Here is a 22,881-nt window from a genome sequence, read left to right on the forward strand (position 1 = left end):
GCTGGAGATCGACCACGCGCAGCGCCGTGTCAGGGTGCGCCTCCGGTCGGGCGGAACGGGAGGACGTTGGTGTCGTCGCTCATGATTTTCCCTTCGGAACGCCTTGACAGGCTGTGACCGCCTCGCGTACGCGCGCACGTGTCCGTGCGCCCGAGCGCCCGTGCCTCCGCATTACGCGAGCCGGAGGCGGTCACAGCCCGGATTGACCGGTGGATTGATTGACCCGGCGGTCACTGCTCGTAGCGGGCGACCCAGTTCGCGATGGTGCGGGAGAGGTCGTTCCACGCCTCCTCGTCGCCGCTCTTCTCGCGGGTCGCGGCGATGGCCCGGGCCCGCTCCATCCACGACTCGGCCAGGCCGCGCGGACCGCGTGCGGCCCGCTCCGCCTGGCGCTTCTGGAAGTGCGCCAGGCGGTTGGCCGCCTGCCTCTCTGCCTTCGTCTGCACGGCCACCGGTCAGGCCCCCCGTCGCAGGCCGTCGAAGACGTCCCCGAACTCGTCCCTCTTGGCCTGCACCGCCGTCCCGGCCTGGCCCGACTCGATCGCCGTGGCCTGCCCGTTCTTCGCCAGCGCCTTCCGCCGGCGCTTCTCCTCGCGCTTCTGCGGCAGGTCCTCGTACGCCTTCTGGAACCGGGCGTTGAAGCTGATCAGGTCGGCGAGCGCCTTCTCGACGTCGTCGGCCGCCTTGAACAGCGGCTTCGCGACGTGCCAGGCCCGGAGCCTGGCCTGTCCGGGCAGGTCGCCCTCGATGGACTCCATCTCCTTGACCTCCGCGTCCATCTCGCGGGCCAGGCGGCGCAGATCGTCGACGATCGGCAGGAGCTGCGCCCGGCGCTGCTCAAGGTGGATCGCCCGGTCCGCGGACGACAGGAGGTGCTCGGAAGTCCATTTCTCGGCGGAACTCATGGGTTCTCCTCTACCGTTGGGACTGTGACCAGGGCGGTAAGCACGTCCTGGTCGTGGTGGCTGCTTCCGGCAGCCGCGGTGACTGCTTCCGGCAGTCGCAACGAAGGCCAGCCCGATTCGCGCGGGCTGGCCTTCATTGATGTGTGCCGGACTGCTGTGGTCTCACGCCGTACGGGACGGCGCCTCCGGGTCGATCCCGCGAGCGGGGTCGTATCCGGCTTCGATCAGCGCGACGGCGTCGGCCTTGGTGGTCGACGCGGTGCTGCCGGAGGTGACTCCGATCGCCGTGGCGACCTCCTCCAGCGACACGTCCTCGGGCGCCTTCGCCAGGATCATCCGGGCGACGACGCGCACCCGGCGCTGGCGTGCGGTGAGGTTCGCGGTGTCCTCGGCTTCGACCGCTCGACGGGTGATTTCGGCTTCCTGCAGCCGGGCTTCGGCTGCTCGCCGCTTCGCTTCGGCTGCTTGCTTCTCCGCTTCGGCTACTCGCTGCGTGGCTTCGGCAGCACGCTGGTTGTCGATCGCCGCCTTCGCGAGATCGGCCGCCTTCGTCTTCTGCGCTTCGGCTGCTCGCGCCTCGGCTTCGACCACTCGCGCGTTCGCTTCGGCTGCTCGCTTCTTCGCTTCGGCCACTTCCTCGGACTCGACCGCGTCGGTCAGCGAGGTCGCCGCGCGAGCCTGTGCGTCGGCCTGCGCCTCGGCCTCGGCGACCGCCCCCCGGGCCTGGGCCCCGGCGACGCCCTCAGTGGCCGTCAGATCGGCAGTCAGGGCCGCCATCTCCTTACGGTGCGCCAGGCGCGCCTTCTCCGCCTCGTGCTCGCCCCGCTCCTTCTCCGCCTGCAGCTCGCGGTCCTGCTTGTCCTGCTCCTGCTGGCGTCGCAGCTCCTCGCGCGCCATCTTGTCCGGCAGCGCCAGCGCCTCGTCGACGGTCAGGCCGAACGGCTCCAGCTTCTTCGGGAGGCGGGCGAGAGCCTCCTGGCTGCCCTCCTCCAGTCCGGCCTTGGCGATGTCGACCTTGTACTCGGTCCAGGCGTTGAAGATCGCCCGGTCCCGCTGCCGCTTCACGACCTCGCTGTACGGCTCGTCCCAGATCTTCATCACCTTGAAGATGCGCCAGGTCGTGCGGAAGGCGAGCACCCAGCGGTGAGCGGGGATGGTGTCGTGGTCGGCGGGGAGCGCCGCCTGGTGGACGAGGATCCGCCGGCCCGCTTCCACCCCGATGACGAACAGGACCGGCATCAGCCCGTGGGCCAGGGCCTTGTCCCAGTTCTGGGTGATCGAGCCGTGGGCCACCGCGTTGAAGTACACCGAGGCCACGGTCATCCCGTGGGCGAGTACCCGCAGGAGCGGCCAGGAGGTGCGGATCGTCGCCATGAACAGGTCCAGCAGCAGGCAAGTGACGATCGCCGCGTCCACGCCGATGGCGAAGTACGGGGCGTTGTCGACGGAGAAGCCGAACTCCGTGTGACCGGCCTGGCTCAGGTTCCCGAAGGAGAGGTAGAAGCCGATCGCCCCGATCGCGAGTGAGCCAGCAACCGCCGCGACGCCTAGGCCGATCTTGACCTTCCGGCTGACGTCGGGGACGTCGTCGAGCGGAGTGGTCGAAGCGGACAGGGCAACAGCCGAAGCGATCGGGTGAGTACCCGAAGCGGGTTCCCGGGTCCCCGAAACGGGAGCGGGCCTGAGGGGTTCCGCCACCGTGCGGGGCGGCTCGATCGTGGTCGTCATCTCTCTCCATCCGAAGCGTGTAAGCCAGCGGGCCCGGAGTAGCCGAAGCTCTCCGGGCCCGCTGGCCAATGATCACTACTCAGCGCCCGAGGGCCTGGCAGGCCGGGCAGGTCCACAAGCTCCCGGGCAGGAAGCCGAAGCGGCCCCCGCACTGGTCGCACTGCAGCGTGTTCTGCCTGACCGGCAGAACGCCCGCCCGGCAGGTGCGCTGGCCGGTGAGGAACAGGAGCTGGGTGCTGAAGAAGCCACTCGCCCGCGGGGCGCCCCGCGTGCCGGCGGTCGGGCGTCCGTCGGCAACCAGGTGGTCGACGAGCTGGCGGAACGCGGTGTCGGTCTCATCGCGCTCGTAGCCGCGGCCGTTGTCGTCCTCGGTCATGTCGTCTACGAGCCCGGCGCGAGGAACGTCCAGGGTCGATGTCATCCTGTGCATGCGCATTTGCCCTTCGAGAGAGGGTGAGCTGCGAAGACGGACCCCCGGGGTTGCCTCCCCGGGGGTCCGTCGTTTTGCTCCCGCCGCATCAGCGGCGGGCAGTTCCCCGGACCGGACTCGAACCGATCTCTACCTACGGGGCCCGCGATCTTTGCCCTTGCCTCGTCTGTGAAGAGGTCGGTGGGGTCCGGGACCGTCTCCGGCTGGGCCCTAGGGCGGCCGAGCGGCCACGACCGCGGCGCGGCTCGGGATTAGGAGCGCGCCGGATCGAATCCGTTCGGGGTGGTTCGTTGTGCTTTGTGTTGCTCTCCACCAGTGACGGTGATTCTCCGGCGCCCGGGCTGTGACCCCCCTCTGCGTAGGTCCGGACCCGTGTCAGGTAGTCCGCGTGACCTCCCCTGTCCTGGCCGGGGTGCCCTGATCTGAAGTTCTGAAGGAACGGACAATCGCCGTCCCCCACCCGTAGGCGGCTTCTGACGCTGCGTGCTCAAGGTAGACCACCAGACATACTAAGCGCTACTAGTAGCGCTACATGTATGCGTGGTTTAACCTCATGGATGTACCGCTGCACATGAAGAGGTGCAGCACGAGACAGAGGAAGGAGCCCGGTATGTCGGAGACGACCGGGTACGCGGAGATCGCCACGTACTACCGCCAGCAGATTCAGGACGGGGAGTTCGGGCCGGGCGACACGATGCCGTCGCTACGGCAGGTCTGCGAGCGCTTCGGTGTCGCCAACACGACTGCTAACCGCGCCTACCGCGTGCTCAAGATGGAGGGCTTGACGCTGCCCAAGGCAGGCGTGGGAACGGTCGTGGCCGGGCCAATCAGCAACAACATCGCGTCCCGGATCCTCCTGCACGGGGCCACCGGAAGCGCTCTCGACAGCGGCGAGACGTCCCGCATCTTGGAGGTGGGCACGATCGGAGCGGACTCCTTGATCGCTCCCCGCCTTGACGTGGCGCCCGGCACACCCGTCCACGTGCGCCGTCGCGTGGTCAGCCGGGGAGGCGTCCCGGTGCACGTCAGCAGCTCCTACTATCCGGCCTACGTGATCGCGGTGACGCCCGAGCTAACGCAGCCGGTGTCCACCGGAGCATCGCGGGAGCTTGCGGCGGAACGCTTGGGGACGGCGCAGGACGAGGTGCTGGAAGAGGTGACATCTCGCCTCGCCACAGAGACGGAGAAGACCACCCTCGGCCTCACGGCGGGAGATGTGGTCGTGACTCAGGTAGTGCGGACCGTAACTCTCACGGACGGCCGTGTAGTGGAAGTGGCTGTCAAGGTCGCCGGCGGCTCGACCATCCTCCGCTGGACCACGTCTCTGCGGCCCGAGGCCTGACAGACCAAACGACAAACGGCCGGTCACCAGCCGGTAACTGACCGTTAGAGTGATCGCAAGCAAGACAGCAGAAAGCCCGACCCCCCTCATTCTTGGCGGAGCGAGGGGGCCGGGCTTCAGATCCCGCAGTGCGGGGCCGATCTGTTTCAGATCATACGTGGTCAGCACCCTTCGGGGCGAGCGCCACGGAGGTCGGTGGGAGCAGCGGCAGCGCACTCGGGCAGGGAATGGAGCCCTTCATGTGCCGTGACCAGCGTGGTCACACCACCGCTACACCACACACCGTGGCAAGGACCACATGCCTCGCCACCGCACCCGGATGGTTTTGGGCCTCGGGTACGCACATCGCCAGGCCGACCATTGCTGACACCCGGCCGGGCGATCTCCAGCAGGAGCTCATGATGCCGGCGTCCCGTCGCACCGTTGCCCCTGCTGGGGGAGCCCGATGAGCGTCGAGGCTCTCAACTACTCCCACCGCGTCAAGGTCGGGAACACCACGGCCAAGTTTGTACTGACTCGACTCGCTGACCGAGCCGACGAACGGTTCTCCTGCTTCCCGTCGGTCCCGCTGATCGCGGCCGAAGTCGAGGTCAGCGAGCGCAGCGTTCAACGCGCGCTCACCCTGCTCCGCGACCTGTGTCTCGTATCGGATCGCCCGCAGTACCGGGCTGACGGCTCCCAGACGACCAGCCGCTACACACTTCACGGACCGTGGGACGACTACGCAGGCACCGGCGTCCCGTTCCCGGAGGTCGTCACCCCAAAGCAGGCCCGGATCGAGCTGTGGGCACAGGCTCCAGCGGAAGCCCCGTTCCGGGAGGGCACCGCCGCCGCCGTGGCACTCAGTGGCGACCAGGACGAGGCGGAGGCCGCCGCGCAGCGTGCTGCTGCCGCCGCCGCCAGAACCGCTGCAGCACGAGAGGCAAAACAAGCGCGGGGCCGGAAGGCTGCGGCATCGAAGCAGCCCAGGGTAGGCGCCCCAGATCCCAGCGAAGGCATTCCCGCAGGTGGAAAGGGGGTGACACAGATGTCACCCCCCCCGGTGACACAGATGTCACCCCCCCCGGTGTCGCTGGCGTCACCCCTTGAATCCACATCTACAACCCTCACAACAGAACCCACACGAGCGCCTTCGGCGCGTAGCGCCGGTGACGTCCGTAGGACTGGTGCAGGTAGTAGCGCGTGCGGGCCCGTGAATGGCGGCTCCGCCGCGTCCGGGAAAGAGAGCTCGTCGTCGGAGGACCAGGGCGCGGCCCCGGCCGGGACGGACGTCCCGCAGCAGCGGACCGAGCGCCAGGAGCTGACCGGCGAGCAGGTAGCCGTGGTCAAGGCCGTCGCCGCCTCCCTGCCTGCCGCCCTGGTGGAAATGCTGCCGTACCGCACCGTGCCAAAGCGCAACCGCTCTCAGTTCCTCGCCGCTATGGCCGGACGCACCGCCGCGCAGATCATCGACCGGGCGGCTCGCCGCTGGGTCCAGCACGGGTACGCCGAAGCGCTGCACTCCATCGACGGCAAGGGCATCGGCAGCGCCGTGGGTGTCGCGGTCGCGCTCGTCCAGGCCGGCGAGTGCACACATCCTCGGTGCGAGGACGGATTCAACATCGACACGGGTGAGGAGTGCCGGGTGTGCGAGACGCGACGGGCCGACCGGCGAGCAGCGAAGAAGGCAGCAGCAGAGGCTGGCAGGAACACTGGCACCGTCCGGCAGGCACCGCACCGTCCCGGCTGGTGGGAGTGCACCATCTGCCACGCCCCCGGTAAGGGCGACATTCCGGAGAGCGGCGAGTGCCGCAGGTGCCAGGACGAGACGGCCGCCGCCGCGCAGCAGCTCGCCGCCCAGTGGGAGCAGGAAGCCGCGGAGCGTCAGAAGACCGTGGAGGCCGAGGAGGCCGTCCTCCTCGCGATCGAGGAAGCCGCTGCCCGCCGACAGGCCGAGGACCAGCGCGCGGCCGAGGAGCACACCGCGCGCCGACAGGCAGCCGACGAGGAGACCGCACGCCTCCGAGCCGAGCTCGCCGCGCAGTACCCGGAGCTCGCCGCCGTGTCCGGGTCCACCAGTACCGCACCGTTCTAGGTCGACGAGGGCCCCGGGAGCCGAGGAGGTGCCGGGGCCCTCATGCGCACCCGTCAGCGGCCCGTACGCCCGCGATCACCCATCCATTCGACCGGACCGTCGTCGGGCACCGCGAACGCCCCGCACGCGGCCGCACGGCGCGTCACTTTCAGGTACCGAGAGAAACGGCCGGATGTGTCCTGAGCCTCGGGCGGTGGGCTCCCCCAGCAGCCGATGAATGCACATGTATCGGCCTGAAGTCGGGCAACACCGGGGCCTGGAAATCCGGTCCCCGGTGAACCGGTCGCCGGTAGACCTGGCGCCCTTAGTAAGAACATCAAGCAGGACCATCAAGTAGTCCACGAGGTGTCCTCGCTTCGCTGCGGGCAACCTCGTGCCTGTGGTCGGCTCACCACTGCTGAAACCGCCTCGCGCGTGCCCGTGCGTAAGGGGGTCCAGAAAGTCCAGAAACCCTCGCCGCTGCGCCCGCCGATGCCCTGCCTGTCGCGACGAGGGACCCAGCACCGCCCGGCCCCAAAGAGGCCGGCAGTGCACTTCGGGTCAGACGCCCGGGGCTGCGTCGTCCCCGGCCGCCTGGTCGCGCATCCGGTAGGCCGTTCGGCTCGCGAACTGCCGCAACTCGTGCCGCAGCTGCTCACCCCGGCCCGGGTCGTACAGCAGGGCGGCTGCGAGGATTCCGTCCCCCACCGCGTCGTAGATCTGCCGTTGCTGAGCGAGGGCTCGTTCCATCGTGGCGACGGCCTCCGCTCCTGGGTCCAGGCGCTTCTGGTCGACGTTGTCGCTGTCTGCCTGCTCCGGGTCGTGCTCCTTGCCGGAGGACTGCGCAGGCACCGGGGGGGCTGCCGGTGCGAGACGTGGTGCGCGTCCCTCGGCAGCGGCCGTAGTGAGGACGTCGCGCACCTGGTCCGGCCGGGAGAACTGCCGGGCCGGAGGCAGCACCGCCCGCGCCTCCGCGAGATCAGCGGCCGTGACCTTCCGGTTGCCCCGAAGCTCCTTCACCTCGCGGTACAGAGCGACGGCCGCCTCCTGGCCGTAGTCCGTGAAGACGGGCCGCAGCTCCCGGGCCTGCCCCTCGTTGATGTCCCCAATTGGGGACACTGCGGCGGCGACAGGCCAAGCCTCGATCATCCGGTACGCCTGTGACTTCCGGATCTCCCACACATCGTCCAGGTACTCCACGAACGTCGCGTGCGTCTCCCGGTACAGGCGGCCCCGGCTGATGACCTCCAGCGCCTTGCCCGCGACGATCACCGACTTCCGGAAGCCGGTCAGCGCCTGCTCGCACACGAGCAGGTGCGCGCGCTGCTGGTCGTCCAGCGGGGCCGTCACAGTCTCGGCGACGTCGTACGGCGTAGGGAGCTGCGCTACGGATACGGGCGTCGACACGTCCGCGCCGGTCAGCGTTGCGACGACTCCAGCGGACTGCGCGGCCGCAGCTTCCCGCTGGCCGACGCCAGCCTCCAGCTCCTCGTCGTCCGGCTCGGCGCTGCGGGTCGACGGCATGACCAGGGCACGACGACGGCTCACGCTCCGGCCTCCGGCGTCTCCAGGAAGAGGTGCGCGGCCTGGTCGTAGTCCCCGGCCGCTGTCGACTTCGGCGCGTACAGGCGCACTGGCTGCTCAGCGATCGGGGCCTCCGCCGCCCGGACACTGCGCCGGATCGGCACGACCACCGCGTCCGGGTAGTCCTCGGACACCTTGGTTGCGAGTTGCCGGGCAAAGTCGCTCTTGTCCCACGCGGTGAGGAAGACAGCCCCGACCTTGAGCTTCGGATTCGTCTTGCGCTGGACGCTGCGGATCGTGCGGTCCAGCGACGCCATCGCCTTCATGTCCAGGCCGCCCACCTTCACGGGGACGAGGGCCTCGTCCCCGGCGGTGAGGGCTGCCACGGTGACCAGGCCGAGCGACGGGGCCGCGTCGATCAAAGTCACGTCGTACGGCGAGTGTCCGCCGGCCTCTTGCGCTTCCTGAGCGATGGCGGCTGCGATGGCGTTCTCCGCGCCGATCGGCCGTTCGTACTCGACCCGCGACAGGTCCAGCCCGGACGGCACGACGTCGACGCCTTCGAACAGGGTCGGGTAGGTCGCCTCGGCCAGTGTGCACTCGTCGAAGAAGACGCTGCGCAGCGAGTGGCGCGGCGAGCCCTCCGGATACTGCGGCAGCAACCACACCGACAGGGCGGCCTCCTGGTGGTCGGCGTCGATCACGCGGACCCGGAGGCCAGCAGCGGCCCAGGCGGCGGCGAGCTCCACCGCCGTGGTGGTCTTGCCCGCCCCGCCCTTCTGGTTCACGGCGACATAGACTCGGGCCGGCGTCGCCGGGCGGAACGTCGGCGGCACCAGGATCTGTGGCCGCCAGGCCTGATACGGGGTGTCGGCGTCCCAGGCCGAGACGACGTCCAGCCGGTCGCCAGGCGGGCTGTCGAGAGGTGGCAGTGCCGTTCGTGGTGATTCGGTCATGCGGCGAACCTAACCGGCCACTCGCCTTGCCCGGAACGCCCACCCCGTCACGAGCGTCGATCGTCTCTATGCATCTACGGGCTGCACGGTCGACAGCTGTTCCGGTGAGGCGACCGTGAAGTGCGCCCGGCGAGGCCGGCTGGCGAACGCTCGAGCGAAGCTGCGTTGGGGAGGCGGCAGCTCCCTACTTCTCGGCATCCTCAAGGGGTGGGGGAGTAGCTGCGATGAAGTCGGCGGTCAGCTGGGCGGCGTACGGGCCGAGTTCCTCGTGGTCGAGAACGACGGAGTTCACGATGCGGTTGATGCTGTCGGAGCGGGCCAGGCGTGCGCCGCGGGCCCGGTTCGCGGTGGTGGTAAACAGAGCGCCGGCGGAGGGGCGGGTGCCGTGTTCCGGGTTCCAGACCCGCTGGTCCTGGCCGGGGTCGGGAGCGAGGGTGCCATCAGGCTGCCTGCCGGTGTAGGTGTCCAGGAGCCGGGCGGCGTCCCGGCTGATCGTCACTGTGGTGACAGCGGAGACATCGGCGTTCTTCGGCTTAATCCGCCAGGTGGTGCGGAAGCCTTCGTTGGTCCCGTTGTCCACGTCCATGAGCAGGATGGTGCCGGGCCGCAGCTTCTCGTGTCCGAAGTGCTGGTTGAGCAGCAGGTAGCAGATGGCGCGGTTGCGGTGGGCGTCGCGGCCGGTGAGCCGGTCGGCTGCCTGCATGAACCAGCGAGGGCCCTGTCCGCGCAGTCCGGTGCGCTGGGGGTCGGTGGGCACGGGCGCACCGGCGAGCCGGGCGCGGGTGAGGCTCTTCTCCACCCCGTCAGCGACGCCGAGCTCGAGGAGATGCCCGTAGAAGGACGTGACCGCGGAGACCATGACCGCGCGGGTCGCGAGCGGGGAGTCCTGGTGCCGATCGGAGATCCACACGGCGATCTGCGCGCGGTCGCAGGTGTAGGGGTCGAGCGTGTCGCGACCCGCGTCGCACCAGTTGAGCCAGTCGGTCACGTAGCCCCGGTAGTGTCTCTTGGCTTCCGGGGAGAACGAGCCGGAGAGCAGCTTGTACGGGGAGCCGGGCGCGGTCCAGGAGCCGAGCCGCACGTACGCGTCGTGCGCCCCGCAGTCCTCGGGGTGGCAGTTAGGGCTGTGGCGGTGAAGATGGGGCACGCCTCGGCACCCTACTGGTCGGCGGATCTGCCGCTTGCGGAAGCTATCCCGGTCGCCCTGGAGACGGGTGGGAGAGTTTTCCCTGCGGGCTGTTGCTGTCCATCTGGCGTTGAGAGCACCGAAGGGGTGAAGGAGGTGGTGCCCCGATGTGCATGACGTGCAAGCACCCCGGCAGTAGTCACGCGGTCGTCGTCCCCCGGGAGGGCTGGCCCGAGCGCTGTGACCAGTGCCCGCGCTGCGAGGCGGAGACGCGCAGCGAGCGGGAGCAGGGCAAGTAGAGCAAGGGTGGGCCGGGGCGACACCGCTCCGGCCCGTTGTCTGCATTGCCTTGGATTACCCACCATTGTTGCAGCAACTTGCAACTACTCCACCTGGTCGCTCCGCCCCTTTTTTGCTCTTCACGCTGGTGACGGTGCTGATGCCCAACGGATCGTTCTGGCTGGCACAGGGCGGGTTGGCAGCGGAGGTTTCGTTCCGAGCGGCGTCTGCGGAGACGGAGGATCGGGGCGACCACGCTCAACCTCCACGAGCATCGCGGTGCCGTCCGCCTTGCGCATCATCCAGTCGATGTCGTGGTCCTGGCTGTATTCAAGGGGCGGGGAGGTAACCCACGGTTCAGCCTTCGCTTCCTGATGCCCTTTGGCTCCGTCGTTTTCCCTGTTGCCGGGGTGGTGCTTGACGAGCCGCCTAGGGGCAAACCAGTCGAGGGCCTTGCCGTTGAGCCTTGCGCGTTCTTCGAGGAGGTGGCTGATGCCAGCGTTGAGGACAGCCGTGATCTCGTCGGGCGACAAGGCGGACAGCATGACCTGGAAGGCCGGGCTGATCCTCCCGACATAGTCGGGAGGCCCGTCCGTACCGTCGGCATGCAGCGGGACGCCTTGGCGGGCGTACCTGTTGTGCCGACGGGGAGGCGGGGGCACGGGCCGAGAGCTGCGGCTGTTGGTGATCCGGTGGAAGGCCTCGACGTATGGGCGCTGCTTGGCCGGTTCGATGCCGCAGGCGGTCAGGAAGGTCACGAGCTGTTCCGGTGTGGACGGCAGCTCTTTGCGCTTGACGATCCGCCAGGCGGTGGTGCGCGGCAGGGGCCGGCGTCCGGGGGTGAGGCGGGCGTCGCTCAGGGGCGGGGCACCAGCCCGCTCGTATGCGGCGGCCAGAGCGACGCCGAGGTCGTCCTCGGTGTGGATGAGGGAAGGGGCGGGCGCGTCGAGGTGACGGAGTCGGTCGCGCTGGACGGTTCGGCCGCGGATACGTAGGAGGCGGGCACGATCGTGGTCATCCTGAGTGCCCGAGCAGGCACGTACGTAGGCGTCGAGAACAGCCGGGGTGGGGGCGGCGGCGCCGGACTCGGCCCGCTGAACGGTGCCGCGCGAGATATTGGCGGCCTGGGCCAAGGTGCGCTGAGGTAACCGCGCAGCCCGCCGCAGGGCGGTCAGATGCTCGGCGAGGTGGGCGAAGGGACGCTCTGCGGCGCCAGCGGAGGAGCGGGTCATGGAAGCCGCCTACTTGCCCACGCCGGAGCGCACGGCTGCCTCGACGAAGACGGCGGCCAGACGGCGACCACCGCCGGCCGCGGTCAGGGTGGCCGCGCCGATCGCGCCCAGGCCGCCTAGCAGTGCGAAGACATCGTCCATCGGGGTGCCGGCCAGGAACAGGCCGCTGCCCAGCGATAGGACGCAGATCAACAGGATCAACGAATGGGTGGCCCCGAATCGGCCCATCGATGCCGGTTCCCTGTTCACCGAGCCATCGAAGGAGGGGCAAGGGCAGGAAGGAACAGGGGTGGCCGGTGCCGGCCCCACCGGGCGGGAACCTAGGAGGTCGCTCATGAGCGCAGGACTCCGTCCTGACAAGGGCCGCCGGTCGAATACCGGGGCCTGGGTCACTGGTCGCAAGGTCACGCAGCCCAGAGGCAGTTGGCCCTGCCGACAGCGGGCTGCGCGGTCCACAGCTTTCCATTTTCCTAGATCTCCCGCCCCGCCCCTATGGACTTGTTGTCCACTATGCGGCTTCCTGGCCCTGCAGGCGTTCCCCAATATCTGCCGCATGTGGCCGCTTGGATGGCCCGGTAACTCGGGCACCGCACTGACGTTTTCGAGGGGGCGAGAGCCTGGCACGGCCCAATATTTGTTCCGGATGAGTTGCGGCCGGGCCCTGTCAGAAAGACGGTGGGGGCAGCACGACATCGACGGTCAGCCGCCGGTGTCCTCCTGACGGCTACTGGTCGCAAGCCCAACCGTTTCAGGACCTTGGCAGGCGCGTTGGCCCGCGCCCGCCGATGCGTCGATCCGACACCCGCTGGCGGGTGTCGGATCGACGCGCCTACGGTGAGCGAGATGACGAGACTGGGACGCGTTGCTGCCGAGCTGACCGCGCTCGCGGACCACCTCACTGCCGGCCATCACCGGAGACCAGGACTTTAAGTGTGGTAACGGACCTAAGGGCTGTCCCGTAACTCCACAGACCGCTTACTGACGTCCGGTTCGACCTGCTTCGCAGGGGTCATGCTGAGACCGAGAATCGAAACACAACCGGACAAGCCGACCCGTCCATGGTGACCCACAGGCCTCTGCCCCGAGTTACGGGACAACGCTTAGCTCTCGCCCAACCCGCCGCTGTGTCGAGGCCCTATGGCACGCGCGAGAGGGCGCTTCGAACACGGGTCGACGGGGGAGTGGAGTTCGCTTGTCGAAGTCCGTTACCACACTTAAATGCCCAAGGCTCTGCAATGTAAAGTCGTGGAGTTCCTGGCAGGGCAGCTCGGCATCGCGAACGTCTCGTGTGTGAAGCGATACTCGGAGCGGCCATCGCGTTCACCTGGCATCCGGGCCTTCCGCTGGAGCTTGGACGAGCCCGACCAGTGCGGAGCGCAGGGAGTCAGGCGCTCGATCACCTCAGCTGCGTCCTCCGCCCTCATGCGGCAGGCCGGATCACTGGTCGATGCCGACGCGGACCTTCCGGGAGAACGTCATCCAGGGTGAATGCCGTCGGCAATGGTGACGCCGGTCAGCCGTACCCGGCCGCTGTTGGCTCTCCGTTCGTAGGTCCGAGGGTGTCCGTCATCGGCGGGCGAGGGGCGTCCGAACTGGCTCTGCCTGGATCACGACGTCCGGCCTTCGGTCTGAACTGGCAGGGGACGGTGGCAGGATGATCAGACATGCCGCTTGTGTCACCCCCCTGCACTACCCTCAAGGACACGGCGCGCTGACCTGAAGCAGAGTCAGCGCAGGGGACGAGAGACGGTTGCGGGATGTACGGCGCGCGTCAGGATCGTATTGAGCGGACGACCGAGACGGGACGATCACACTCCGGGACACCGGGTAACCGAGCGGCTCTAGAAGCAGGTTCCTGACCGGGCGCAACAGTCCACCGTCCACCGCCTCATGATTCTTCCATCACAACCTCAGGCCTCCCCCGCGGGCCTTAGCCCGCGCGAGCCCGGCGTTCAGTGGGCAACACTTCCGACACCCATGCTGAGGAAGCCATGAACAGCAAGGATCACGATTCCCGCCTCCCGGCGGAGGCCCGCGCACGTGCCCTCATCGACCAGCAGCTGACTGCCGCAGGTTGGGCGGTACAGGACCGCAAGGCGATGAACCTGTTCGCGGGCGAGCTCGGCGTGCACGGCGTCGCGGTGCGCGAGGTCGTCATGGCACCGGGCCACGGCCGGGTCGACTACCTGCTGTACGTGGAAAAGAAGGTCGTCGGGGTCATCGAGGCCAAACCGCAGGGCACGACCCTGTCAGGCGTGGAGTGGCAGTCAGCGATGTACGCCACCGGCCTGCCGCCGGAGCATCGCAAGCGTGCGCACACGGTGGGTGATCGCATCCCGTTCGTGTTCGAGGCCTCCGGGTCGGAAACTCATTTCACCAACGGCTACGACCCCGAGCCGCGTGCCCGGAAGATCTTCAACTTTCCTAAGCCGGCCACCCTCACGCGAATAGTTCGGGAGACCCAGGACGATCCCGCCTTCCCGACCTGGCGAGCAAAGGTGCGGCGCATGCCGCCTCTGAACGTGGAACGGCTGCGGCCCGCGCAGACCGAAGCGATCTCCAAGACCGAAGCATCACTGGCGGCCCAACGTGCAGACCGGTCGCTGATCCAGATGGCCACCGGTGCGGGCAAGACGCACACCGCCGTAACCCTGTCCTACCGACTGCTCAAGCACGCAGGGTTCAAGCGGGTGCTGTTCCTGGTCGACCGCAACAACCTGGCCAAGCAGACCGCTGGTGAGTTCAGCAACTACGAGACCCCAGACGACGGCCGGAAGTTCACCGAGCTGTACTCGGTCCAGCGCCTGACCCGTCTGGGAATGCTGGAGTCCTCGAACGTGGTGATCTCCACGATCCAGCGCGTCTATTCCGTGCTGCGCGGCAAGGACGTCCCCGAGGGCGACGACCCGACGCTGGACAGCTTCGTGCCGGACGCTCCGGTCGAGATCGCCTACAACAGGGACTTGCCGCCGGAGTCGTTCGACCTGGTGATCGTGGACGAGGCCCACCGCTCCATCTACGGGGTGTGGAAGGGCGTCCTGGAGTACTTCGACGCCCACATCCTGGGGCTGACGGCCACGCCAGGCAAGCAGACGTTCGCGTTCTTCCGCCAGAACCTCGTCTCGCAGTACACCTACACCGAATCGGTGGCCGACTGCGTGAACGTGGACTTCGACATCTACCGCATCAAGACGGAAATCTCGGAGAACGGCGCGACGATCGAGGCCGGCACGTTCGTGCCCAAGGTCGACCGCCGCACCCGCATCCAGCGCATCGAGGCCGTCGACGAGGACGTCAAGTACAAGAAGAGCCAGCTGGACCGGGCGGTGCAGAACCCCAACCAGATCCGCACCGTCCTGGAAACCTTCCGCGACCGGCTGTTCACCGAGATCTTCCCCGGCCGCACTGCGGTCCCCAAGACGCTCATCTTCTGCAAGGACGACGCGCACGCCGAGGAGGTCGTCACCCAGGTGCGGCAGGTCTTCGGCAAGGGCAACGACTTCGCCGCAAAAATCACCTACCAGGCCAAGGACCCTGAGGGCCACCTGCAGGCCTTCCGCTCCTCCGCGAGGCTGCGGATCGCGGTCACGGTGGACATGATCGCCACCGGTACCGACGTCAAGCCGCTGGAGTGCGTGTTCTTCATGCGCGACGTCCGCTCGGCGCAGTACTTCGAGCAGATGAAGGGCCGCGGGGCGCGCACGATGCCCAAGCCCGACTTCCAGGCCGTCACCCCCGATGCCCAGACGAGCCCGGTCGCACGCGAGAAGACGAGGTTCGTCATCATCGACGCCATCGGCGTCACCGAGCACGACTTCGTGGACCCGCCGCTGATGCGCAAGAAGGGCATCAGCCTGGAAAAGCTCCTGGGCAAGGCCGCAAGCCTCACGATCACCGAGGACGAGACCGCAACCCTGGCCTCCCGCCTGGCAGCCCTGGAGCTCCAGGTCACCTCTGCCGAGCGGGCCGAGCTCGACAAGGTCGCCGGCCAACCCCTCAAGGAGATCGTCAAGAAGCTGGTCGAGGCCTGCGACCCCGAGGAGCAGGCCGAAGCCGTCGCTGCTGCCGACGAAGGCGTGGACCCTCAACAGGTGGTCGACGACCTGCTCGAAAAGGCCATCACCCCGCTGGCGGCCAACCCCGAGCTGCGTACGCGCATCATGGAACTGCGCCGCCAGCACGACCAGATCATCGACGACACCAACCCCGACACCCTGCTCGAGGCCTACGGCGTCGGCGCCGAGGACAAGGCCCGCGAGATCGTCACGGACTGGCGCGCCTACCTGGACGAGCACCGCAGCGAGATCTCCGCGATCCAGGTCCTGCAGCAGGCCGAGGAATCCGGTACCAAGTCTGCCGGGAGCACGTTCGCCGAGATCAAGGAACTGGCCGACCGGATCGCCCGCCCGCCGCACCAGTGGACCCCGCAGCGGCTGTGGGAGGCCTACGAGCAGGTGGAGAAAGGCCGCGTCCGACCGAACACAAAGGCCCAGGTCACGGACCTGGTATCCCTGCTGCGCTTTACCCTTACGGGTGACGACGAGCTGGTGCCGTACGCGGACAAGGTCCACGAGCAGTACCAGGGCTGGCTACGGCAGCAGGAGCAGGCCGGCGTCGTCTTCACCGAGACACAGAAGTGGTGGCTGGACAACATGGCGGACGTGATCGCCTCCTCGGCCGGGATCGACGTCGACCAGCTCGACGGTGCCCCGTTCGACGAGCGCGGCGGCATCGACGGCGCCGTACGTGACCTGGGTGCCCAGGTCGGCACCCTCCTCGAGACCCTGAACAAGGAGCTGACCGCGTGACGCCTGAGTTTCAGACCGTCGGCGAGATCGCAGCGGTCGATTCTGGTCCCGCCTTCAAGAGCGCCCACTTCGGTGGACCAGACGAAGGAATCCGGCTGCTGCGAGGTGACAACATCGAACCTGGGGCGCTGCGCTGGGCGGGGACGAGGACCTGGCCTGAGTCGATGCTTCCAGGGTATGAGCACCTGGCAATTAAGGAGGGGGATCTTATCCTTGGGATGGACCGCCCGCTCATCTCCGCGGGTCTCAAGCTCGCTCGGGCTCGCCCCAGTGACCTTCCCGCACTACTCGTCCAGCGAGTCGCCCGAATTCGGCCCCACTCGATCAACGGCGCTTACCTCTACCACTGGCTCAGCGGTTTTGAGTTCCAACAGCACCTCAATGGGTCAGCCACTGGAACTCAGCTGCCACACGTGAACCTGAAGAGTATTAAACAATTTAAGGTCCCGCGTTTCAGTGAAGCCGCCGAAGCGCGGATCGTCGAGGTGCTGGAGGACCACCTCTCCCGCCTCGACGCGGGCGTCGACTACCTCAATGCCGCGCGTCGTCGCTGTGCCCTGTACGAGGACGCCACGATTATGCGTGCCTTGGGTAGCACGGAGAGTCGCCAGGACGGTGTCGAGCAGATCATCAACGGACACCTTCCTGCCCTTGCAGAGGGGTGGTCCTGGCAGACCCTGGGGGAAGTCGCTGATGTCGTCGGCGGGGTCACGAAGGATGCAAAGAAGCAGTCCGACCCTTCCTACATCGAGGTCCCGTACCTGCGCGTAGCTAACGTCCAGCGCGCCCGGTTGGACCTTGAGAACGTGACAACGCTCCGCGTACCGCCCGCCAAGGCTGAAGCACTGCGCCTGCTAAAGGGCGACGTCCTGATGAACGAGGGTGGAGACCGGGACAAGCTCGCTCGCGGGTGGGTCTGGGACGGACAGATTGAAGGGTGCATCCACCAGAACCATGTCTTCCGCGTGCGACCGCGCGACGACATGCGATCGGAGTGGCTGGCCTGGTGCGCCAACACCTACGGTGCACGCTGGGCCCAGAGACACGGTAAGCAGAGCGTCAACCTCGCCTCGATCAGTCTCAAGGTCATCAAGACCATGCCGATCCCAGTTCCCCCCTTGCCGGATCAGGACGAGCGGCTGGCTCAGATTCATGAGGTGGTCAGCCGGAGCCGTCGCCTCATCGGAGAGGTGGAGACTGGGCTCGCACGCGCAGACAGGCTGCGCCGCTCACTTCTGACCGCAGCGTTCTCCGGTCGTCTGACCGGTGCGGCCTCCGACGTCGAGCGGGTCGAAGAGATCGCCGCTGATGTCGTCGAGGCTGAGGCTCCTGAAGGTGTGCTGTTCTGATGGCGGGCAAGCAGGTGCGTTTGTTCCTGGTGGACGGCAAGGCCGGTGGTCTGACGACTGCGGAAATCATGACGTGGACCGGGCAGCTCCTCAAGGGAGCCCGCAAGGACCTGGCGCGTATCCGGGAGCGCAAGGAGGCGCAGAAGACCGGCGTCTACATCCTGTTGGGTGAGGACGAGGAGACCGGGAAGACCAAGGCGTACATCGGGCAGTCGGACAACGTCGCCAAGCGGCTGAGCACGCACGACCAGAACAAGGACTTCTGGTCGGAGGTCGTGGTCATCGCCTCAAAGGACTCCAACCTGACCAGCGCGCACGTGCGCTGGCTGGAGTCGAAGCTGATCGGCATGGCCAAGGCGATCGGCCGGGTGCCACTGGAAAACGGCAACGAGCCCACAGGCGGTGCGGACCTGCCCGAGGCGGACGCTTCGGACATGGAGGAGTTCGTCCGTCAGCTGGAGATCCTGCTGCCGGTCCTGGGCGTGGACGTGCTGCGTGGCAGGGCTACCCGCACGGTTGTCGGTGCTCCCGACGCCGCGCAGACTGCGCCTGCTGGGTCTGGTGACTCGCTACCGGTCACCGAGTCCGAGCCGGACCCTGCGGCAGAGGACTCCCCGGTGTTCCACCTGTTGCAGATGCCCGGTGCTCAGGCGCAGGTTGTCGACGGAGAGTTCACGGTTCTGGCCGGCTCTGAGGTGGCCGCGGAGATGCCGGACCGTTCCAACTACAAGGCTTCGTCGGCCAAGCAGTACAAGGTTCGTCAGGGCCAGCACCGGGCCCTGGTCGCGGACGGGTCGATCGCCGTCGGCCCGGACGGGACCGCCCGTCTGACCCGTGACGTCGTGTTCGGCTCCCCGTCAGCCGCTGGAGCGGTCATCGCTGGACGGGTGTCCATGAACGGGCGGATCAGCTGGATCACCGAGGACAACGTCACCTACGCCTTCTGGGAGTCCGGCAGCCCAAGCTGACCGGCCCCAGGAATCTATTCATCTTGCAGGGCGTATGCCTTGGGCAGGGAAGGAAACAACGTGGCGGACACTCGTCGGCTGGTAGACAAACTGTGGACGTACGCGGGGGTGCTGCGGGACGCCGGGGTGGGCGTGCTGGAGTACACCGAGCAGCTGACCTATCTGCTCTTTTTGAAGATGGCGCACGAGCGTGCCCACCGGCCGCTCAAGCCTGAGCAGATTGTCCCCGAGGAGTACTCCTGGCAGCGCCTGTTGGACACCGAGGGGGTGGCCCTGGAGACCCAGTACACGCTGATCCTGCAGGGGCTGGGCCGCCAGCCGGGCATGTTGGGCACGATCTTCCGCAAGGCGCAGAACCGGGTGCAGGACCCGGCGATCCTCAAGCGGCTGATCCATGACCTGATCAACAAGGAGACATGGTCGGGTGGCGGTGATCTCAACGGCGACGCCTACGAGGCTCTCCTGTCCAAGGGCGCCAGCGACAAGGGGTCGGGCGCGGGCCAGTACTTCACGCCGCGGTCGGTCATTTCCGCGATCGTCGATGTCGTGCGGCCCACCGTGGAGGACACGGTGGTCGACCCGGCCTGCGGCACGGGTGGGTTCCTGCTGGGCGCCCACGAGTACGCCTCCCAGGACGCCGCGCGCATGAACCCCGAGCAGCGTCAGCACCTCAAGGCGTCGTTCGTGCACGGCGTGGAAATCGTTGACGGCACCGCACGCCTGGCTGCCATGAACCTGCTGCTGCACGGCATGGGTGACGCCAAGGGCAAGTCGCTGATCGAGGTCAAGGATGCCCTGATCGACGACCCCGGTAGGCGCTGGTCGGTGGTATTGGCCAACCCGCCCTTCGGCACGAAGTCCTCTATCACGATGGTGGGCGCCGACAGCAAGGAGGCCCGCGAGGACCGGGAGGTCGAGCGCCACGACTTTGTGGTCACTACGAGCAACAAGCAGCTCAACTTCCTGCAGCACATCATGACGATCCTGGACATCAACGGCCGAGCCGCGGTAGTGCTGCCGGACAACGTGCTGTTCGAGGGCGGGGTCGGCGAGGCGCTGCGCCGACGTCTGCTGGACGACTTCGACCTGCACACGATCCTGCGTCTGCCCACCGGAGTGTTCTACGCCCAGGGGGTAAAGGCGAACGTGCTGTTCTTCGACAAGAAGCCGGCCAGTGAGACCCCATGGACCACCAGGACGTGGGTGTACGACCTGCGGACCAACCAACACTTCACGCCCAAGAAGAACCCACTGACCCGCGGGCACCTGGATGACTTCGTCCAGTCTGCCAAGCCCGGTCAGCCCCGCGAGGAGTCCGAGCGATTCAGGTCGTTCACCTACGACCAGCTGATCACCCGCGACAAGGTCAACCTGGACATCATCTGGCTTCGGGACGAGTCTCTTGAGGACCTCGACCACCTGCCTGCCCCCGACGTGATCGCCCGCGAGATCGTCGAAGACCTCACCGCTGCCCTGGAAGAGTTCGCGGCCGTCGCCGATGCTCTGGAGGCCAAGGAAACAAGCGAGGCCTGACCCTGCAGACCGCCTCGGAGGGCGCAGGGATGTCGACTGAAACCGGGTTTCACCGTCCCACTCGCTCAGGTGGGACACAATGTCCGGAGTCCAACTAACGCAAAGGTAAGTCGAAATGACCATCACACAGGCCGACCTCAACGCCCTCAGCGTCGCCCACCCGAACCTGAGCGCGAACGGATACGGCTCAAGCGCCTTCGCCCCGAAGCCTGTCCGTCTCGACGAGGTTCAGGCTGCCTACGCCTGGATCGCTGAGCAGACCTGGCTGACTGTGCCGGCGGAGAGCTCCTCGTACGGCCTCAAGCATGCGATGGAGCGTGTGACTGGCATGTACGTCACGAACGGCGCGTTCATCGCCGCGGCGCTGCTGCACGCCCCGGCTGGCCTGGAGGTCAAGCTGGACGACCTGAACCCGGCGATCGGGATCAAGGTGGAGGGGTAACCCGGGCGGCGCCCTCAGACCCGCTGCGTCACCGCCTTCACGGGCGACACCGTTCGGCGTCGTCCAGTTCGGCGGTGCGGAGGGAGCCGGCGACCTTGTCCGGCATGTTGGGGTGCAGGTAAGAACCCTGTCACCCGCCGCAAACAGCGGTGATCAGGGCTCCCCAGCATCTGCCGCGCACGTGGGTGCGACACCCTCGGACGTCAAGGCCACCGCCGCAACTGCCCGCCCTTCCCCACTCGTCTCTCCGGGTATGTCGCACCCGAGTCCCGGTCCTTCTCCGACTCCGCCCGCCTGGCCGCACTGCGCCCAGGACAGCACCCCGGATAACCCTGTCGGATGCCGAGGCATCCACGTCCCCGGCCACACTGCGTGTCTCGCCCACCTGGCCGTCAACGACCGCGCCACCTACCTGGCCGGATTGGCGCCCGGGGATGACATCGACCACCGCGGTACCACCTTCACCGACCCCCTACTCGCCGATCTCCTCAACGTCCTCCGGGACCCCGGCACAGACAACCTCCGACTTGGTCGAGCTGATTTCGACTTGGCAACTTTCACCGGGTTCGTCCGGTTCGACTCGGCGACCTTCACAGGGGCTGCCTGGTTCCAGTCAGCAACCTTCCTCGGGCCCGCCTTTTTTGACTCGGTAACCTTCATCGAGCCCGCCTCGTTCAGCTCGGCGACCTTCACCGGGGACACCCGGTTCGAGTCGGCGACCTTCACCAGGGCTGCCTGGTTCGACTCGGCGACCTTCACTGGGGACACCGCCTCGTTCAGCTCGGCGACCTTCACCGAGGACGCCTGGTTCGAGTCGGCGACCTTCACTGGGGACACCGCCTCGTTCAGCTCGGCGACCTTCACCGGGGACGCCCGATTCCACTCGGCGACCTTCACCGGAGACACCTGGTTCGAGTCGGCGACCTTCACCAGGGCTGCGTGGTTCGAGTCGGCGACCTTCCGAGCGGAATTTGTTTGCGAGGGTGTGTCTATCGGGGAAGACGCTCTTTTCCAGCGGGCTGTCTTTGAGCGGGCGAGCAGTTTCGGGCCGCTGGAGTGTGCAGGGCGGGTGCTGTTGTCCGGAGCGGAGTTCGCAGGCCCGGTGGTCGTTACGGTTGCTGCACGTCGTGTGGAGTGTCGGCGCACGCGTTGGTCAGCGACCGCTGAGCTGCGTCTGCGGTACGCCACGGTGGACTTCTCCCACGCGGTCTTCGAGTACCCCCTGACGATCGCCGCAGAGGCCGGCCCGTTCGTCCTCACCGACGGGCGGGCGATGGCTGAGCAAGGGCTTGTCGGTGCGCCTGACACCGTCGTCAGGATCGCGTCGCTGCGTGGGGTGGACGCGGCGCACCTGGTCCTCGCCGGCGTCGATCTGTCGCGGTGCCTGTTCGTCGGCACCGTGCATCTGGATCAGCTCAGGCTGGAGGGTGCCTGTGTCTTCGACAGGGTTCCGCCCCCTGCCTGGGTAGGGCGGGGGCCGCGGTTCGCCGTGCGCCGCACGCTGGCTGAGGAACAGCACTGGAGGGCGGGCAGGCCGGGTGCGGCCCGAGGATGGAACACGGCCGTGCTCGGGGCTGGAGGTGTGGGACCGGCGCAGTTGGAACCGGTCTACCGGGCGCTGCGCAAGGCATTCGAGGACGGCAAGAACGAACCAGGGGCGGCGGACTTCTACTACGGCGAGATGGAGATGCGCCGGCACGACCGTGAGGGCACGACCCGTACCGAGCGCGGGCTGCTGCATGGCTACTGGGCCTTGTCCGGATACGGCCTGCGGGCCTCTCGGGCCGTGTACTGGCTCGCCGCCACCATGCTCGCCACAGTGGTGCTGCTGATGGGCTTCGGTATCGCCCAGGACACCCCGAAACAACAGGCGACCGGAACGATCCCGGCCGGCGGCGGCAAGGCCACCTTCGAGATCGACAAAGACGATCCGCAGAACCCCAGTAGTGACAGGTTCACAGGGGAGCGCTTCGAGAAGGCGCTGAACGTCACGCTCAACTCGGTGGTGTTCCGCTCCTCTGGTCAGGACATGACCACCGCCGGTACGTACATCGAGATGGCCTCCCGCCTGACCGAGCCAGTCCTGTTGGGCCTCGCGGTCTTAGCGGTCCGCAACCGCGTCAAGCGCTGACCGACAGAGCTTTCGCTGACGCTACGAAAGGTCGGCTGGCACTCACTGAGGCGACGAGCACGCCGGGACTGCCCC

The 22,881-nt window shown here is 67.5% G+C and carries 18 protein-coding genes and 1 pseudogene; 10 read left to right on the forward strand and 9 right to left on the reverse strand.

Annotation, left to right across the window (positions count from 1 at the left end; all coding sequences use genetic code 11):
* Window positions 1-230: 230 nt before the first annotated feature.
* The 4 genes from IA22_RS0131695 to IA22_RS0131710 all read right to left on the reverse strand — a co-directional run bounded on the left by IA22_RS0131695 (window position 231) and on the right by IA22_RS0131710 (window position 3,063).
* Window positions 231-452 (reverse strand): hypothetical protein, encoded by a 222-nt coding sequence (locus tag IA22_RS0131695; RefSeq protein ID WP_030125591.1) that lies wholly within the window; start codon window positions 450-452, stop codon window positions 231-233.
* Window positions 453-455: 3 nt separating this feature from the next.
* The gene (locus tag IA22_RS0131700; protein ID WP_030125592.1) at window positions 456-905 is read right to left on the reverse strand and encodes a hypothetical protein; all 450 of its coding nucleotides are present in this window, start codon (window positions 903-905) and stop codon (window positions 456-458) included.
* A 162-nt stretch (window positions 906-1,067) separates the two neighbouring features.
* Window positions 1,068-2,633 carry a DUF2637 domain-containing protein gene (locus IA22_RS0131705; protein WP_030125593.1) on the reverse strand — a complete coding sequence of 522 codons (1,566 nt, stop codon included), beginning with the start codon at window positions 2,631-2,633 and terminating at the stop codon, window positions 1,068-1,070.
* Between the two features lie 79 nt (window positions 2,634-2,712).
* On the reverse strand, window positions 2,713-3,063 hold the full coding sequence (locus IA22_RS0131710) for a hypothetical protein (RefSeq protein WP_157840948.1): 351 nt from the start codon (window positions 3,061-3,063) through the stop codon (window positions 2,713-2,715).
* A gap of 610 nt (window positions 3,064-3,673) precedes the next feature.
* Between IA22_RS0131710 and IA22_RS0131715 the strand changes: the two genes are divergently transcribed.
* From IA22_RS0131715 to IA22_RS37835, 3 genes and pseudogenes are all read left to right on the forward strand, one after another.
* Window positions 3,674-4,405 carry a GntR family transcriptional regulator gene (locus tag IA22_RS0131715; protein ID WP_030125595.1) on the forward strand — a complete coding sequence of 244 codons (732 nt, stop codon included), beginning with the start codon at window positions 3,674-3,676 and terminating at the stop codon, window positions 4,403-4,405.
* 445 nt (window positions 4,406-4,850) lie between these two features.
* A pseudogene (locus tag IA22_RS38370) lies at window positions 4,851-5,039 on the forward strand (helix-turn-helix domain-containing protein); the annotation flags it as partial.
* 558 nt (window positions 5,040-5,597) lie between these two features.
* Window positions 5,598-6,479 (forward strand): hypothetical protein, encoded by an 882-nt coding sequence (locus tag IA22_RS37835; RefSeq protein WP_030125596.1) that lies wholly within the window; start codon window positions 5,598-5,600, stop codon window positions 6,477-6,479.
* Between the two features lie 540 nt (window positions 6,480-7,019).
* Here IA22_RS37835 and IA22_RS0131725 read toward each other — a convergent pair.
* The 3 genes from IA22_RS0131725 to IA22_RS0131735 form a co-directional block, all read right to left on the reverse strand.
* Entirely contained in the window at window positions 7,020-8,006 is a 987-nt protein-coding gene (locus IA22_RS0131725; protein WP_037660020.1) for a hypothetical protein, read from the reverse strand.
* A complete protein-coding gene (locus tag IA22_RS0131730) occupies window positions 8,003-8,938 on the reverse strand; it encodes a ParA family protein (protein WP_037660022.1) in 936 nt (311 codons plus the stop codon). Before IA22_RS0131730 ends, IA22_RS0131725 begins: the two co-directional genes overlap by 4 nt.
* Window positions 8,939-9,122: 184 nt before the next feature.
* Window positions 9,123-10,085 carry a hypothetical protein gene (locus IA22_RS0131735; RefSeq protein ID WP_157840949.1) on the reverse strand — a complete coding sequence of 321 codons (963 nt, stop codon included), beginning with the start codon at window positions 10,083-10,085 and terminating at the stop codon, window positions 9,123-9,125.
* A 152-nt stretch (window positions 10,086-10,237) separates the two neighbouring features.
* Between IA22_RS0131735 and IA22_RS38065 the strand changes: the two genes are divergently transcribed.
* A complete protein-coding gene (locus tag IA22_RS38065) occupies window positions 10,238-10,363 on the forward strand; it encodes a hypothetical protein (RefSeq protein ID WP_267882414.1) in 126 nt (41 codons plus the stop codon).
* 120 nt (window positions 10,364-10,483) lie between these two features.
* On the opposite strand, the gene IA22_RS0131745 is transcribed toward IA22_RS38065, so the two are convergent.
* Entirely contained in the window at window positions 10,484-11,575 is a 1,092-nt protein-coding gene (locus tag IA22_RS0131745; protein WP_051694868.1) for a helix-turn-helix domain-containing protein, read from the reverse strand.
* Window positions 11,576-11,584: 9 nt separating this feature from the next.
* Window positions 11,585-11,803 carry a hypothetical protein gene (locus IA22_RS0131750; protein ID WP_234434682.1) on the reverse strand — a complete coding sequence of 73 codons (219 nt, stop codon included), beginning with the start codon at window positions 11,801-11,803 and terminating at the stop codon, window positions 11,585-11,587.
* A gap of 1,763 nt (window positions 11,804-13,566) precedes the next feature.
* Between IA22_RS0131750 and IA22_RS0131755 the strand changes: the two genes are divergently transcribed.
* The 6 genes from IA22_RS0131755 (at window position 13,567) to IA22_RS0131780 (ending at window position 22,806) form a co-directional block, all read left to right on the forward strand.
* A complete protein-coding gene (locus tag IA22_RS0131755) occupies window positions 13,567-16,383 on the forward strand; it encodes a type I restriction endonuclease subunit R (RefSeq protein ID WP_030125602.1) in 2,817 nt (938 codons plus the stop codon).
* Window positions 16,380-17,732 (forward strand): restriction endonuclease subunit S, encoded by a 1,353-nt coding sequence (locus tag IA22_RS34810; RefSeq protein WP_051694869.1) that lies wholly within the window; start codon window positions 16,380-16,382, stop codon window positions 17,730-17,732. The genes IA22_RS0131755 and IA22_RS34810 overlap by 4 nt, the downstream gene beginning before the upstream one ends.
* Entirely contained in the window at window positions 17,732-18,700 is a 969-nt protein-coding gene (locus tag IA22_RS0131765; RefSeq protein WP_030125604.1) for a GIY-YIG nuclease family protein, read from the forward strand. The genes IA22_RS34810 and IA22_RS0131765 overlap by 1 nt, the downstream gene beginning before the upstream one ends.
* Before the next feature lie 60 nt (window positions 18,701-18,760).
* Window positions 18,761-20,233 (forward strand): class I SAM-dependent DNA methyltransferase, encoded by a 1,473-nt coding sequence (locus IA22_RS0131770; RefSeq protein ID WP_030125605.1) that lies wholly within the window; start codon window positions 18,761-18,763, stop codon window positions 20,231-20,233.
* A 115-nt stretch (window positions 20,234-20,348) separates the two neighbouring features.
* Entirely contained in the window at window positions 20,349-20,675 is a 327-nt protein-coding gene (locus tag IA22_RS0131775; RefSeq protein WP_030125606.1) for a hypothetical protein, read from the forward strand.
* Window positions 20,676-21,222: 547 nt separating this feature from the next.
* Window positions 21,223-22,806, forward strand: coding sequence for a pentapeptide repeat-containing protein (locus tag IA22_RS0131780; RefSeq protein ID WP_338108250.1), 1,584 nt, complete (start codon window positions 21,223-21,225; stop codon window positions 22,804-22,806).
* The last annotated feature ends 75 nt before the right edge of the window (window positions 22,807-22,881 follow it).

The organism is Kitasatospora papulosa, assembly GCF_000717245.1.
GTDB lineage: Bacteria > Actinomycetota > Actinomycetes > Streptomycetales > Streptomycetaceae > Streptomyces > Streptomyces papulosus.